This is a genomic window from Ideonella sp. B508-1, assembly GCF_000333615.1.
GTDB lineage: Bacteria > Pseudomonadota > Gammaproteobacteria > Burkholderiales > Burkholderiaceae_C > Ideonella.
In genome coordinates this window covers 1-13,668 of sequence record NZ_BADL01000392.1, presented here as the reverse complement: position 1 = coordinate 13,668, position 13,668 = coordinate 1, and the positions used below count along the sequence as shown (strand labels likewise).

At 70.4% G+C, this 13,668-nt stretch carries 15 protein-coding genes; all 15 read left to right on the top strand.

Annotation, left to right across the window (positions count from 1 at the left end):
• Window positions 1–483, top strand: a 483-nt coding sequence (locus I73_RS16205; RefSeq protein WP_026096833.1) for an SDR family NAD(P)-dependent oxidoreductase, incomplete at its 5' end; no start/stop codon positions are given.
• A complete protein-coding gene (locus I73_RS16200; RefSeq protein WP_022981576.1) occupies window positions 480–1,052 on the top strand; it encodes a nuclear transport factor 2 family protein in 573 nt (190 codons plus the stop codon). The genes I73_RS16205 and I73_RS16200, both read left to right, overlap by 4 nt.
• A 16-nt stretch (window positions 1,053–1,068) precedes the next feature.
• The gene (locus I73_RS16195; RefSeq protein WP_022981575.1) at window positions 1,069–2,226 is read left to right on the top strand and encodes an NADH:flavin oxidoreductase; all 1,158 of its coding nucleotides are present in this window, start codon (window positions 1,069–1,071) and stop codon (window positions 2,224–2,226) included.
• Window positions 2,226–3,071, top strand: a complete 846-nt coding sequence (locus I73_RS16190) for an enoyl-CoA hydratase (RefSeq protein WP_022981574.1) — start codon at window positions 2,226–2,228, stop codon at window positions 3,069–3,071. Before I73_RS16195 ends, I73_RS16190 begins: the two co-directional genes overlap by 1 nt.
• 13 nt (window positions 3,072–3,084) lie before the next feature.
• Window positions 3,085–3,879 carry an enoyl-CoA hydratase/isomerase family protein gene (locus I73_RS16185; RefSeq protein ID WP_022981573.1) on the top strand — a complete coding sequence of 265 codons (795 nt, stop codon included), beginning with the start codon at window positions 3,085–3,087 and terminating at the stop codon, window positions 3,877–3,879.
• Entirely contained in the window at window positions 3,876–4,733 is an 858-nt protein-coding gene (locus tag I73_RS16180) for a MaoC family dehydratase N-terminal domain-containing protein (protein WP_022981572.1), read from the top strand. Before I73_RS16185 ends, I73_RS16180 begins: the two co-directional genes overlap by 4 nt.
• Window positions 4,734–4,762: 29 nt before the next feature.
• Window positions 4,763–5,926, top strand: a complete 1,164-nt coding sequence (locus I73_RS16175; protein WP_022981571.1) for an acyl-CoA dehydrogenase family protein — start codon at window positions 4,763–4,765, stop codon at window positions 5,924–5,926.
• A 27-nt stretch (window positions 5,927–5,953) separates the two neighbouring features.
• The gene (locus I73_RS16170; protein WP_022981570.1) at window positions 5,954–7,141 is read left to right on the top strand and encodes an acetyl-CoA C-acyltransferase family protein; all 1,188 of its coding nucleotides are present in this window, start codon (window positions 5,954–5,956) and stop codon (window positions 7,139–7,141) included.
• Between the two features lie 8 nt (window positions 7,142–7,149).
• A complete protein-coding gene (locus tag I73_RS16165; protein WP_022981569.1) occupies window positions 7,150–8,349 on the top strand; it encodes a CaiB/BaiF CoA-transferase family protein in 1,200 nt (399 codons plus the stop codon).
• A 43-nt stretch (window positions 8,350–8,392) separates the two neighbouring features.
• On the top strand, window positions 8,393–9,202 hold the full coding sequence (locus tag I73_RS16160; protein WP_022981568.1) for a CoA ester lyase: 810 nt from the start codon (window positions 8,393–8,395) through the stop codon (window positions 9,200–9,202).
• 34 nt (window positions 9,203–9,236) lie between these two features.
• A complete protein-coding gene (locus tag I73_RS16155; RefSeq protein WP_022981567.1) occupies window positions 9,237–10,436 on the top strand; it encodes an acetyl-CoA C-acetyltransferase in 1,200 nt (399 codons plus the stop codon).
• The gene (locus I73_RS28410) at window positions 10,426–10,911 is read left to right on the top strand and encodes a PaaI family thioesterase (protein WP_022981566.1); all 486 of its coding nucleotides are present in this window, start codon (window positions 10,426–10,428) and stop codon (window positions 10,909–10,911) included. Before I73_RS16155 ends, I73_RS28410 begins: the two co-directional genes overlap by 11 nt.
• The gene (locus tag I73_RS16145; protein WP_022981565.1) at window positions 10,908–11,777 is read left to right on the top strand and encodes an enoyl-CoA hydratase-related protein; all 870 of its coding nucleotides are present in this window, start codon (window positions 10,908–10,910) and stop codon (window positions 11,775–11,777) included. Before I73_RS28410 ends, I73_RS16145 begins: the two co-directional genes overlap by 4 nt.
• A 155-nt stretch (window positions 11,778–11,932) precedes the next feature.
• Window positions 11,933–12,727: a helix-turn-helix domain-containing protein gene (locus I73_RS28405; protein ID WP_022981564.1), complete on the top strand. Its 795-nt coding sequence runs from the start codon at window positions 11,933–11,935 to the stop codon at window positions 12,725–12,727.
• A gap of 55 nt (window positions 12,728–12,782) precedes the next feature.
• Window positions 12,783–13,634 carry an oxidoreductase gene (locus I73_RS16135; protein WP_022981563.1) on the top strand — a complete coding sequence of 284 codons (852 nt, stop codon included), beginning with the start codon at window positions 12,783–12,785 and terminating at the stop codon, window positions 13,632–13,634.
• Window positions 13,635–13,668: the final 34 nt, after the last annotated feature.

Genomic DNA, 13,668 nt, shown 5'->3' with positions numbered 1-13,668 from the left:
GACCGAGGTCTGGGACCCCTTATACGCATCAACCTGCGCGGCACGATGGTCGCCTGCCCCTCCGCCATCCCCCACCTGCGGCGCAGCGGCGGCGGCAGCATCGTCAACACGAGTTCGGACGCTGCACTCGCCGGCGCGCTGTCGCACACGGCCTATAGCGCGTCCAAGGCGGCGATCAATTCGCTGACCCAGAACGTCGCGACGCAGCACGGCCAGGACAACATCCGTTGCAATGCGGTGTCCCCCGGGCTCATCGTCACGCCGGCCACCCGCGGCGCCTACGTGGACTCGAGTCTCGGCCGGGTCATGCTGCGCCACCAGCTGTCGCCGCGCTTCGGCGCGCCGGAGGACATCGCCGCCGCGGTCGTCTTCTTGGCCTCCGACGAGGCCGGTTTCATCACCGGCCAGGTGCTGTGCGTGGACGGAGGCGCGCTCGCGCATCAGCCCTACGTGGCGGACTTCGGCAAGGAGTCCGCGGCGTGAACGATTCGTTCGAGCGCCGCCTGGCGCGTGTCGAGGCGCAGCTGGAGATCCAGCAGCTGCCCGCTCGCTACGCGCTGGCCGTGGATTCGCGCGATGCGGCGGCGATGGCGGCGCTGTTTGCCGTTGATGTCGACTGCGGCCGCTGGGGCCGGGGACGCGAGGCCCTGCAGCGCTTTTACGAGAGCCCCAGGATCATGGGAGGCTTCTACCGTTCGGTGCACCTGATCTGCGGGCAGACGGTGGACTTCGTCGATGACGGGCATGCCACCGGCACCGTCTATTGCCGCGCGGGCCACGAGGACAAGGGCCACTGGGTCGAGATGGCGATCTGCTACTTTGACCGCTACGTGCTCAGCGAAGGCCGCTGGTGCTTCGAGCACCGTGACGAGAAGCACTGGTACTCCACGGACTGGCAGGAGCGCCCGCACGGCCCGAACTTCCAGCGCTGGCCCGGCCGGTACGAAGGCCCGCGCCATGCGCCGCAGCTGCCCCATGCCTGGCCCAGCTGGGAGCGCTTCTGGACCGCCGCGGGCGACCAGGCTCGCGCCCAGGTCACCGACGCTCCTTGAGTACCGCGGAGATCCGATGCCTCTTGATGTCGAGCCCCTGTTCCAGCCGCTGAGCGTGCGTGGGCTCACGATCCCCAACCGGATCGTGATGGCGCCGATGACGCGCAACTTCTCGCCCGATGGCGTGCCCGGTCCGGAGGTCGCCGCCTACTATCGCCGACGCGTCGACGGCGGCACGGGCCTGCTGATCACCGAAGGCGTGGGGGTCGACCACGCCGCGGCGCTCGGCGAGGCCGGACTCGGCGAGAGCGACCTGCCGCAGCTGCATGGCGATCGCGCCCTGGCGGGCTGGAAGCGGGTCGTCGACGAAGTGCATGCGGCCGGAGGCAAGATCGTTCCGCAGCTGTGGCACCAGGGCGTGATGCGCTCGATCGGCACCGGTCCCCACCCGCTGGTGCCGTCGGTGCGGCCGTCGGGCCTGTGGGGACCGGCCGACCGGGTGACGTCTAGCCCGCCCTCGTACGTCGAGCGCATGATCGCGCCGACCGCACCGGCCACCGAGCGCGACATCCAGGACGTCATCGATGCCTACGCCCGCAGCGCGCGCCATGCCCGCGACCTGGGCTTCGACGGCATCGCCATCCACGGCGCGCACGGTTACCTGATCGACAGCTTCCTCTGGGGCGAGACCAATCGCCGCACCGATGCCTGGGGCGGAGACCGCCGCGCTCGGGCGCGCTTCGCGGCCGAGGTCGTGCGCGCGATCCGGCGCGAGGCCGGCGAGGCGCTGCCCATCTTCTTCCGCTTTTCGCAGTGGAAGCAGCAGGACTTCAAGGCCCGCCTGGCGGCCACGCCGCAGGAGCTGGAAGAAGTGCTGGGTCCGATCGCCGACGCCGGCGTCGATGTCTTCGACGGCAGCGTGCGCTATTTCGACCGCCCCGAGTTCGAGGGCTCGCCGCTGAACCTCTCGGGCTGGGCTCGCAAGCTGACCGGCAAGCTGGCGATGGCGGTCGGCGGCATCGGCCTGGACCGTGGCTTCTACGACTCCCGGCGCGACGGCCGCGCAGGAGGATCCGACAACATCGCGCTGCTGATGGCCCGCTTCAACCGGGGCGAGTTCGACCTCGTGGCCGTCGGCCGCGCGCTCCTCAACGAACCGAACTGGACCCGCAAGCTGCGTGCCGGCGAGGAACTGCCGCCCTTCGACGAATCGCGCCTCAAGGAATTGATCTGATGACCGACCCGACCTCCCGTGCCGCCATCCGCTCGGAGCTCAGCGACAGCGGTGTGCTGACGCTGAGCTTCGACCGCCCCGAGACCAAGAACGCCATCGACACGGCCGGCCAGAACCTGCTGGTGCGCCAGCTGGTCGATGCCGCGCGCCATCCGGGGGTCCGTGTCGTCGTGCTGACCGGTGCCGGCTCGTCGTTCTGCACCGGCGCCGATGTGCGCTCGATGGGTTCGCCCGACCCGACCGACCCGATCGCGCAGGCGTTCGGCGAGACGCCGGCATGGCAGGCGCACGAGTCGCGCGTCGACCGCCTCAAGCACATGGCCCAGGCCTCGTACCTGCTCCACACGATGGGCAAGCCGACCATCGCCAAGCTGCGCGGTCCGGCCGCCGGCATGGGCTTCTCGATGGCGCTCGCGTGCGACTTCCGTATCGCCGCGGACAACGCGTTCCTGATCTCCAGCTTCGCGCGCATCGGCACCTCGGGCGACTACGGCGGCAGCTACTTCCTCACGCAGCTGGTCGGACCGTCTCGCGCCAAGGAGATCTACATGCTGTCGGATCGCATCGGGGCCGCGGAGGCGCTCGCGCTCGGCCTGGTGAACCGGGTGCTGCCCGATGCCGAGCTCGACGCGGCGGTCGACGCCTATGCGCTGCGGCTCGCGCAGGGACCTGCGCTGGCGTACCGCTACATCAAGGAAAACATCCATGCCGCGGCCAACGAGACCGTTGAGCAGGTGCTCGACCTGGAAGCGCGCAACATGATTCGCTGTCGCCTGAGCGAGGACTGCATCGAGGCGCTGGCGGCGTTCCAGCAGAAGCGCGAGCCGCGCTTCAACGGCCGTTGAGGAGGCTGCCGCGATGCGCAATTCCGCCGACCGCCCCGAGGACATGGTGCCGCTGACCCGGACGGGCGCGGTCGCCGTTCTGACGCTGACCTATCCGGCGCGCCGCAACGCCTTCTGCCTGCAGATGCGCTCCCAGCTGCGCGAACGCCTCGAGGCCACGATGGCCGATCCCGAGGTGCGCGCCTTGGTGATCACCGGGGCGCAGGGGCATTTCTGCGCTGGCGGCGACATCAGCGAGATGGCGCCGCGCACGCTGTTGCAGAACCGCGAGCGCTGGAATCTCGTCACCGCCTTGATCCGCCAGATCGCGCTCGGCCAGAAGCCCGTCGTCGCGGCGGTGGAGGGCAGCGCCATGGGGGCCGGGCTGTCGATCGCCTCGCTGTGCGACTTCGTCGTCACCGCGCGCGACGCGAAGTTCGGCGCGGCCTTCATCAAGGTGGGCCTGCTGCCGGACATGGGCGCGCTGTGGAGCCTGCAGCACCGCGTCGGCCGCGCGAAGGCCCGCGCGATCCTGGGCCTCGGGCGCATGTTCGACGGCCTCGAGGCCGAGCGCATCGGCCTGGCCGACGAAGTCGCCGAGCCGGGGCAGGCGCTGGCCCGCGCGACCGCCGTTGCCGAGGAATATGCTGCGCTGCCGCCGGTCGCGACCGCGCTCCTGAAGAGCGCGCTGGCGCAGGGCGTCGACGGGCTGGAGGCAGCGATCCGAACCGAGGTCGACTATCAGGCGGCCGCGATGGATTCCGCCGACCACGCCGAGGCGGTGTGCGCGTTCATGGAGAAGCGTGCGCCACGCTTCACGGGCGAATGAGCGCCGGCGCTCTCGACATCGATGCGCTGCGCGCTTGGATCGGCCGGCGCGAGACGCGCACCGAGCTGCTGACCGAGGCCCCGCTTTGCGCGCTCGACGCCACGCTCGACCGTGAGGCGCCCGTGGGCGCTGCGCCGGTGCCGCCGCTGCACCATTGGCTGTTCTTTCTTCCGGTGGTGCGCCTCTCGCAGGTCGGGGCCGACGGTCACCCGGCGCGTGGCGGCTTCCTGCCTCCGGTGCCGCTGCCGCGCCGGATGTGGGCGGCGGGGCGCCTGCAGTTCGCACGGCCGCTGCGCGTCGGCGAAGCGGCGACGCGCACCTCGGAGATCCTCGACGTTTCCGCCAAGAGCGGCCGCAGCGGCACGCTGGTGTTCGTGAAGGTGCGCCACGAGCTGGCGGACGCCGTGGGCGTGGCGATCGTTGAAGAACAGGACATCGTTTACCGCGAGGATCCCCGGCCCGGCGATTCCGTTCCCGAACCCCGGCTCGCACCCGTCGGGCAAGACTGGATGCGCGAGATTCGCCCGGACCCGGTGCTGCTGTTCCGCTATTCCGCGCTGACCTTCAACGGCCACCGCATTCACTACGACAGACCCTACGCGACCGGGGTCGAAGGCTACGCCGGACTGGTCGTCCACGGCCCGCTCCTGGCCACGCTGCTGGCCGACCTGGTCCGTCGTCACCTGCCGGATGCCAGGCTGTCCGCCTTCGAGTTCCGCGCCGCGCGCCCTGTCTTCGATGCTGCCCCGTTCCATCTCTGCGGCGAGCCCGCACCCGACGGTCGCAGTGTGCGTCTGTGGGTGCGCGACGCCAATGGCGCGCTGTGCATGGACGCCAGCGCGACGCTTTTCTGAAACTCTGCCGACTTCCGAAGGATCCCATCGTGCTCGATCAACGCATCGACAAATTCCAGGACATCCGCGACGCCGTTCGGGCCTTGTGCGCCGAGTTCCCGGACGAGTACTTCCGTCGGGTCGACGAGCAGCGTGCCTATCCGGAGGCCTTCGTCGACGCGCTGACCAAGGCCGGCTGGATGGCCGCGCTGATCCCGCAGGAGTACGGCGGCTCGGGCCTGTCGCTGGTCGAGGCCTCGGTCATCATGGAAGAGATCAACCGCAGCGGCGGTAACTCCGGCGCCTGCCACGGCCAGATGTACGTGATGAACGCGGTGCTGCGCAGCGGCTCGAAGGAGCAGAAGGAGAGGTACCTGCCGCGCATCGCCAGCGGCGAGCTGCGCATCCAGTCGATGGGCGTCACCGAGCCGACGACCGGCAGCGACACCACCAAGCTGAGGACGATGGCGGTCAGGAAGGACGGCCGCTGGGTCATCAGCGGCCAGAAGGTGTGGATCTCGCGCGTGCAGCACAGCGACATGATGGTGCTGCTCGCCCGCACCACGCCGTTGGCTGAGGTTCAGAAGCGTTCCGACGGCCTGTCGTGCTTCCTGGTCGACCTGAAGCAGGCCATCGGCAAAGGGCTGACGGTGCGGCCCATCCTCAACATGGTCAACCACGAGACCAACGAGCTGTTCTTCGACGAGCTCGAGATCCCCGAGGAGAACCTGCTGGGCGTGGAGGGCAAGGGGTTCCGCACCATCCTCGACGGCCTCAATGCCGAGCGCACGCTGATTGCCGCCGAGTGCATCGGCGATGGCTACTGGTTCATCGACCGGGCGGCCAAGTACGCCAACGAACGCGTGGTGTTCGACCGCCCGATCGGACGCAACCAGGGCGTGCAGTTCCCGATCGCCGAAAGCTACATCGAGATCGAGGCCGCCAACCTGATGCGATTCAAGGCCGCCGAACTCTTCGACGCGCAGCAGCCCTGCGGCGCCGAGGCCAACATGGCCAAGCACCTCGCCGCCAAGGCGAGCTGGGAGGCCGCCAACGTCTGCCTGCAGACGCATGGCGGCTTCGGCTTTGCCTGCGAATACGACATTGAGCGCAAATTCCGCGAGACGCGCCTCTACCAGGTCGCGCCCGTCTCCACCAACATGATCTTCGCCTTCGTCGCCGAGCACGTGCTCGGGCTGCCGCGTTCCTACTGAATCACGTTCTGACTTCCGGACCTCGCCATGACCTCACCCGAACTCTTCGTCGTCAGCGCCGCGCGCACCGCCATCGGCGCCTTCGGCGGCGGCCTCAAGGATGTCCCCTTGTCCGCACTCGCCACGTGCGCCGTGAAGGCCGCGCTGCTGCGTTCCGGCGCCCCCGCGGATGCGGTCGGCCATGTCGCGATGGGCAATGTCATCCCGACCGAACCGCGCGACGCCTATCTCTCGCGTGTCGCGGCGATCGACGCCGGCCTGCCCAAGGAGGTGCCCGCCTTCAACGTCAACCGCCTGTGCGGTTCGGGCCTGCAGGCGATCATCTCGGCCGCGCAGTCGCTGCTGCTGGGCGATGCCGAGCTCGCGATCGGCGCGGGCGCCGAGGCGATGAGCCGCGGCGCCTACCTGATGACGGCGGGCCGCTGGGGCATCCGCATGGGCGACTCCACGCTGCTGGACTACACCCTGGGCGTGCTGCAGGATCCGTTTGGGCGCGTCCACATGGGCATCACGGCCGAGAACGTGGCCGCGAAGTTCGGCATCAGCCGGGAAGACCAGGATGCGCTCGCGCTTGAGAGCCACCGGCGCGCGCTGCAGGCGCTGGCCGAGGGGCGCTTCGCCCAGCAGATCGTGCCGGTGGAGATCGCCTCCCGCAAGGGGACTCAGATCGTCGACAAGGACGAGCACCCGCGCGCCGACACTTCGCTCGCCTCGCTCGCGACGATGAAGCCCGCCTTCAAGAAGGAAGGCGGCACCGTCACCGCCGGCAACGCCTCGGGCATCAACGACGGCGCCGCCGCCGTGATGCTGGCCACCGGCGATGCGGTGCGCCGCCACGGGCTCGTGCCGCTGGCGCGGCTCGTCGGCTATGCGCACGCCGGCGTCGAGCCGGCGCTGATGGGCATCGGCCCGGTGCCGGCCACCCGTGCGGTGCTCAAGCGCACCGGGCTGAAGGTGTCGGATCTCGACGTGATCGAGGCCAACGAGGCGTTCGCGGCGCAGGCCTGCGCGGTCGCGCGCGAGCTCGACCTCGACCCGGCCAAGGTCAATCCGAACGGTTCGGGCATCTCGCTCGGCCACCCGATCGGCGCGACCGGCGCCATCATCGCGGTCAAGGCGATCCACGAGCTGCACCGCACGGGCGGCCGCTACGCGCTCACGACCATGTGCATCGGCGGCGGGCAGGGGATCGCCGCGGTCTTCGAGCGCGCCTGAGGATCATCATGACGGCTATTCGTCCGCTCGACGGCGTCACCGTGGTGACGCTCGAACACGCGGTGGCGGCCCCCTTCGCCACCCGGCAGCTGGCCGATCTCGGTGCGCGCGTCATCAAGATCGAGCGGCCCGGCGAGGGCGACTTCGCCCGCCACTACGACACCCGCGTGCGCGGCCAGGCGTCCTACTTCGTCTGGATCAATCGCGGCAAGGAAAGCCTCACGCTGGACCTGAAGCACCAGAGCGCGCAGGGCGTGCTGGGCAAGCTGCTGGCCCAGGCCGACGTGCTGGTGCAGAACCTCGCGCCCGGCGCTGCCGCGCGCCTGGGGCTGTCCGCACAGGCGCTGCGGCCGACGCATCCCGGGCTGATCGTCTGCGACATCTCGGGCTACGGCGGAGACGCCGGAGGCGCCGGCCCCTACCGCGACAAGAAGGCCTACGATCTCCTGATCCAGGCCGAGGCCGGGCTGCTCTCGGTCACCGGCACGCCGCAGGATGTCGCGCGCGTCGGCATCTCCGTCGCCGACATCTCCGCCGGCATGTACGCCTACAGCGCCATCCTCGCCGCACTGCTGCAGCGCAATCGGATGGGCCGAGGCTCGCACATCGATGTCTCGATGCTGGAGACGCTGGCCGAGTGGATGGGCAATCCGCTTTACTACGGCTTCGAGGGCCAGCCGCCGGCGCAGCGGTCGGGCGCGAGCCATCCCAGCATCTACCCGTATGGCCCGTTCACCGCCGGCGACGGCCGTACGGTCTTGTTCGGCTTGCAGAACGAGCGCGAATGGGCGTCGTTCTGCAACAAGGTCCTGCGGCGGCCTGAGGTCGCCGTCGACGTGCGCTTCGACACCAACGCCAAGCGCAGCGCGAACCGCGGCGAGCTGAAGGCGCTGATCGAGCAGCTGTTCGCGCCGCTGACCGCGCCGGAAGTGATCGAGCGTCTGGACGCGGCGCAGATCGGCAATGCCGCGGTGAACTCGATCGCTGACGTTTGGGCGCACCCGCAGCTGCAGGCGCGCGACCGCTGGCGCGAGATCGGCACGCCGGGAGGGCCGGTGCCCGCGCTGCGGCCCCCGGCGTCCATGGACACCTTCGATCACGCCATGGGCGACGTGCCGGCCTTGGGGCAGCACACGGAGGCCATCCTCCGCGAAGTCGGCTGCGATGCGGCCGAGATCGAGCGTCTGCGCGCCGAAGGCGCCATCTGAAGATGGCGGCCATGATCGAAGGTCCTGCGTCGAAGGTGCTGCGGTGAGCCCGCGCTCGTACCTGTTCGTGCCCGGGGATCGACCGGAGCGCTTCGCCAAGGCAGAGGCCAGCGGCGCTGACGCGGTGATCGCCGATCTCGAGGATGCCGTCTCTCCCGCGGCCAAGTCCGCGGCGCGGAATGCCGTGCACGCGGCGCTGGCGGGGCGCCGCGTCGTCCTGCGCGTCAACGGCCGCGACACTCCCTGGTTCGACGACGACGCGCGGCTGGCCGCCCATCCCGGCGTGGCCGCGGTGATGCTGCCCAAGACGGCGCAGGCCGACGATGTTGCCGCGCTGCGTGCCCGCTGCGGAGACAAGCCGGTGCTGGCCCTGGTCGAAACGGCGCGGGGCATGGCCTGCCTGGCGGCGATTGCTGCGGCTCCGGGGGTCGACAGGCTGGTGTTCGGCAGCGTCGACTTTCAGCTCGACATGGACATCGAGGACGACGACGAGGCGCTGCGCACCTGGCGCGCCCACCTCGTGTTGGCCTCGCGCGTGGCGGGCCTGGCCGCGCCGGTGGACGGCGTCACCGTGTCGCTGGACGACGCGGCCCGGATCGCCGCCGATGCTCGGCGCGCGCGTGCCTTCGGCTTCGGCGGCAAGCTGTGCATCCACCCGCGCCAGGTGGCGCTCGTCAACGCGGCGTTCACGCCGCCACCGGAACGCCTCGACTGGGCCCGGCGCGTCGTCGCCGCCAGCGAGGCGGCGGGCGGCGCGGCGGTCGCGGTGGACGGAAAGATGATCGATGCGCCGGTGCTGGCGAGCGCGTTGCGGCTGCTCCGCGCGGGCGCGGCAGGGCCGCGCCAGGCATGACCCCATTTCGCAGTTCCACCCAGGACCAGATCCCATGAGAAGAGCCGCTATCGTTTCCCCCTTGCGTACCGCTGTCGGCGCCTTCGGCGGCAGCCTGCGTCCGCTGCCTGCAGACCAGCTCGCCTGCACCATCCTGAAAGCGCTCGTCGAACGCAGCGGCATCGACCCGGCACGCATCGATGACGTCGTCATGGCCCAGTCCTACAGCAACAGCGAGGCGCCGTGCCTCGGCCGCTATGCGGCGCTCGAAGCCGGCCTGCCGATCGAAGTGAGCGGGATGACGCTGGACCGCCGCTGCGGCTCGGGCCTGCAGGCCGTGATCGACGCCGCCATGCAGGTCCAGACCGGAGCGGCGGATGTCGTTGTGGCTGCCGGCGTCGAGAGCATGAGCAACATTGAGTATTACTCCACCGACATGCGCTGGGGTTCGCGCGCCGGCTCGGTGAACCTGCACGATCGCCTGCAGCGTGGTCGCGAGCGTTCGCAGCCAGTGAGCCGCTTCGGCGTGATTTCCGGGATGCCGGAGACGGCCGAGAACCTGGCGCGCGATGTCGGCATCACCCGTGAGCAGGCCGATGCGTTCGCGGTCCGCAGTCATGCCCGCGCCGCCGCGGCCTGGCGCGAGGGCAAGTTCGCCGATGAGCTCGTGAAGGTGCCGGTGCCCCAGAAGAAGGGGGATCCGCTGCTGTTCGACCGTGACGAAGGCATTCGTCCCGAGACCTCGATGGAGTCGCTGGCGCGGCTCAAGCCTGTCCTCAAGGAAGGCACGGTGACGGCCGGCAATGCCAGCCAGCAGAACGACGCCGCCGCCGCCTGCCTGGTGGTGGCCGAGGACAAGCTCGACGAACTCGGCCTGCGCCCCATGGCCTGGGTCGTCGGTTGGGCCGCGGCCGGCTGCGAGCCGTCGCGGATGGGCATCGGACCGGTGCCGGCTGTGAAGAAGCTGTTCGCGCGCACGGGCCTGTCCTTCGATGCGATGGATCTCGTCGAGCTGAACGAGGCGTTTGCCGCTCAGGTGCTCGCGGTGCTGGCCGGCTGGGGCTGGAACGATCCGGACCGCCTGAACGTCAACGGCGGCGGCATCTCGCTGGGGCATCCGATCGGAGCCACCGGCGTGCGCATCCTCGCGACCATGCTGCACGAGCTTGAGCGTCGGGAGGGCCGGTACGCGCTCGAGTCGATGTGCATCGGCGGCGGCCAGGGCCTGGCGGCGGTGTTCGAGCGTGCGCGCTGAGACCCCCCTCGAGGCCTCGCCCGCCGAGGCGCCGCCGCCGGGCTTCACGGCCATGCGTCCCTACGGTCCGTTCGCCGTGCTTGTCGGCCCAATCTGCGAGCGGGTCGACAGCGAGCAGGTGGTCCTGGGGCTGCGCGTGCAGGACAAGCACTGCAACCGCCTCGACGTCGTGCACGGCGGCATGCTGAGCACGCTCGTCGACACGGCGCTCGCGTTCGGCGTGCGCCGCGCGGCCGAGGCCAGGCTGGGAACCGGGGATTTCGCCCTGGTGACCACGCAGATTTCCGTCAACTTCCTCGGCAACGCGGTTCCCGGCCAATGGATCGAGGCGCATGTCGAGGTGCAGCGCACCGGCCGCCGGCTGGGCTTCGCGACCTGCCGCATCCACGCGGGCGATGCGATCCTCGTGCAGGCATCGGGTCAATTCATGATCACGATGCAGGACCCTTTCAATCCGCTAACGGAGCAACCATGAGCTTTGAAACCATCCTGTACGACGTCGCGGAAGACGGCGTCTGCACCGTGACGCTGAACCGCCCGGAGGCGCTCAACACGGTCACCTTCGGCATGATCGACGAGCTGATCGCCGCGATCGACCGCGCCGATCGCGACGATGCGGTGCGCGTGATCATCGTCACCGGCGCGGGGCGCGTGTTCTCCGGCGGGACGGACCTCAGCCGCCCGGGCGGATTCGGCGGCGGCCGCGAGGGCTACAAGCCCTTGCAGGGCGGCAATCGCGACAGCGGCGGCGCGCTCACCATCCGCATGTTCGACGCGATGAAGCCGGTGATCGGGGCCATCAACGGCCCGGCGGTCGGCATTGGCGCGACGATGCTGCTGCCCATGGACATCCGCATTGCCGCGGCCACGGCCAGGTTCGCCTTCCCGTTCGTGCGTCGAGGCATTCTGCCGGAGTCGTGCTCCAGCTGGTTCCTGCCGCGCATGGTCGGCATCTCGCGCGCGCTCGCCTGGACGGTGACCGGGCGCACGATTCCCGTGGCCGAGGCGCTTTCCGCGGGCCTGGTGCACGAGGTCGTCGAGCCGTCCGAGTTGCTGCCGCGCGCGCGGGCCATCGCCCACGAGATCGCGCGCGAATGCTCGCCGCTGTCGGTCGCGCTGACCCGGCAGGCGATGTGGCGCGGCCTGGATGCGCCGCACCCGATCGAGGCCAACCGGATCGAGTCGCGCGCGCTGGCGGCCCTGGTGCCGGGCGGCGACACGAAGGAGGGCGTCGCCGCTTTCCGTGAGAAGCGCTCGCCCGAGTTCGGCTCGCGCGTTCCGCGCGACCTGCCGGACTTCGTGCCCTGGTGGCCGGCGCGGGACTTTGACGACGCGGCCTGAAACCGCGCAAGCCGCCCGCGGGTGCCGCGCTTCGGCCGGCCTGCCGACCCCGGCGCGCGCCGGGAAGGCGGCGACGAGCGGGCGCATTCTCGTCGCCGGCGCGTGGCCGCGCTGCCCGGTCGACAAGTCGCTCGATGCCGGATAAGATATCTTAAATGATATCAAACCAAGGCGAATCGAGGGGAGATCGCGCCTGCGGGCCGGATGACGGCGCCGCAGCGCCGGCGTCCTTTGCGCAGGCCCTGCGCGCCGCGCGGCTGGCCGCGGGCTGGTCGCAGCGCGAACTGGCGCGGCGCGCGGGCGTGCACCAGCCCCAGGTGGCGCGGGCCGAGCGGGGTGAGGACGTGCAGCTGTCGCTGATGGCGCGCCTGGCGGCGCCGCTGGGATGGCGTCCGGGGCTGCTGAGCGCGGCGGGTGATGCGTCGCCGCCCCCCATGCGCGATCCGGTCGACGTCAGTGTCCCGACCTGGCTCGATGCCTGGCCGAAGGAGCATTCGGATGTGTTCGCGGTCTATGCGCGGCTGTTCCGCGCCGGCCGCCATGTCGAGGCGGCGATCGAGCACATTGCGTCGCTGCACGGCCTGGCGGGCGGCGATGTCGTGATCCTCGGGGCCCTGCGGCGCAGCGGGGCGCCGTTCGAGAGCACGCCGACGGCCCTCAAGCGCTTGCTGTGGATCTCCCTGCCGGGCATCAAGAAGCGGCTCGACCGCCTCGAGTCCCTGGGCTTTGTCACGCGCGAGACCAACCCGCTCGACGGCCGCGGGCTCATCGTGCGAGCCACGCCCGCGGGCATCGCGATCGTCGACGGCATGGTCGCGGGATCGACGGAGCGCGTCTGGCTCGCGCTGCGCGAGATGCCTGCGCCGGAACGGGCCGATCTGTCCGCGCGCCTGCGTGCGCTGCTGGCCCGATTCGAGGGCGATGATCCGCCCGCGGACAAACCCCGATAGGTCGTGGGCAGTGCTTCTATATGATTATCCAGGTTAATAAAAAAGGATTGCTGCCATGACCTCCTCGTCGTCCTCCAAGCGCTGGCTCATCACCGGTGTTTCCAGCGGCTTCGGCAACGAACTGGCGCGCGCTGCGCTCGCCCGCGGCGACGTCGTCGTCGGCACCGTGCGCCAGCCGGAGCAGGCCAGCCGTTTCGAGGCGCTGGCGCCGGGTCGCGCCCATGCGGTGCTGCTCGATGTGACCCGGGCTGACGCGATCGAACCTGCCGTGCGCGAGGCCATCTCGCGCGCAGGCCAGATCGACGTGCTGGTCAACAACGCAGGCTACGGCCTGTTCGGCGCCGTCGAGGAGGTCTCCGACGCCGAGGCGCGCGCGGTGATGGAGACCAACTTCTTCGGCGCGCTGGCCGTCACGCGGGCGCTGATCCCGCACCTGCGCGAGCGCCGCACGGGCCATGTCTTCAACGTGTCCTCGGTGGCCGGCGTGCTCGGCATTCCCGGCGGCGCGCTCTACAGCGCCTCCAAATTCGCCCTCGAGGGGCTGAGCGAGGCCCTGGTCGGCGAACTGCGTCCCTTCGGCATCCGCGTCACGCTGGTCGAGCCGGGCGGCTTCCGCACCAACTTCGCCGGCGGCTCGCTGCGCCAGGCCGCGCGTGTCGTCGAGGCCTATGCCGACACCCCGGCCGGGAAGACGCGCGTCCAGATGGGCCAGTATGCCGGCCACGAGCCCGGCGATCCCGCCAAGGCCGCGCGGGCCATCCTGCAGGTGGCCGATGCGCCGAACCCTCCGGTGCGCCTGGTGCTGGGCCAGGATGCGGTCGACATGGTCCGCCGCACCTACGCCGCCGCGCTGAAGGACGTCGACGAGTGGGAGCCGGTCTCGGCCGCCACGGCGCTCGACGCCTGAGTTTCCGCCGCGAGGCGATACCCCGGCGTCGACC

Coding starts and splice junctions, on each gene's coding strand:
- I73_RS16195 (WP_022981575.1), top strand. CDS start 1,069: ATGCCTCTTGATGTCGAGCCCCTGTTCCAGCCGCTGAGCGTGCGTGGG.
- I73_RS16190 (WP_022981574.1), top strand. CDS start 2,226: ATGACCGACCCGACCTCCCGTGCCGCCATCCGCTCGGAGCTCAGCGAC.
- I73_RS16185 (WP_022981573.1), top strand. CDS start 3,085: ATGCGCAATTCCGCCGACCGCCCCGAGGACATGGTGCCGCTGACCCGG.
- I73_RS16180 (WP_022981572.1), top strand. CDS start 3,876: ATGAGCGCCGGCGCTCTCGACATCGATGCGCTGCGCGCTTGGATCGGC.
- I73_RS16170 (WP_022981570.1), top strand. CDS start 5,954: ATGACCTCACCCGAACTCTTCGTCGTCAGCGCCGCGCGCACCGCCATC.
- I73_RS16165 (WP_022981569.1), top strand. CDS start 7,150: ATGACGGCTATTCGTCCGCTCGACGGCGTCACCGTGGTGACGCTCGAA.
- I73_RS16155 (WP_022981567.1), top strand. CDS start 9,237: ATGAGAAGAGCCGCTATCGTTTCCCCCTTGCGTACCGCTGTCGGCGCC.
- I73_RS16145 (WP_022981565.1), top strand. CDS start 10,908: ATGAGCTTTGAAACCATCCTGTACGACGTCGCGGAAGACGGCGTCTGC.
- I73_RS28405 (WP_022981564.1), top strand. CDS start 11,933: ATGATATCAAACCAAGGCGAATCGAGGGGAGATCGCGCCTGCGGGCCG.
- I73_RS16135 (WP_022981563.1), top strand. CDS start 12,783: ATGACCTCCTCGTCGTCCTCCAAGCGCTGGCTCATCACCGGTGTTTCC.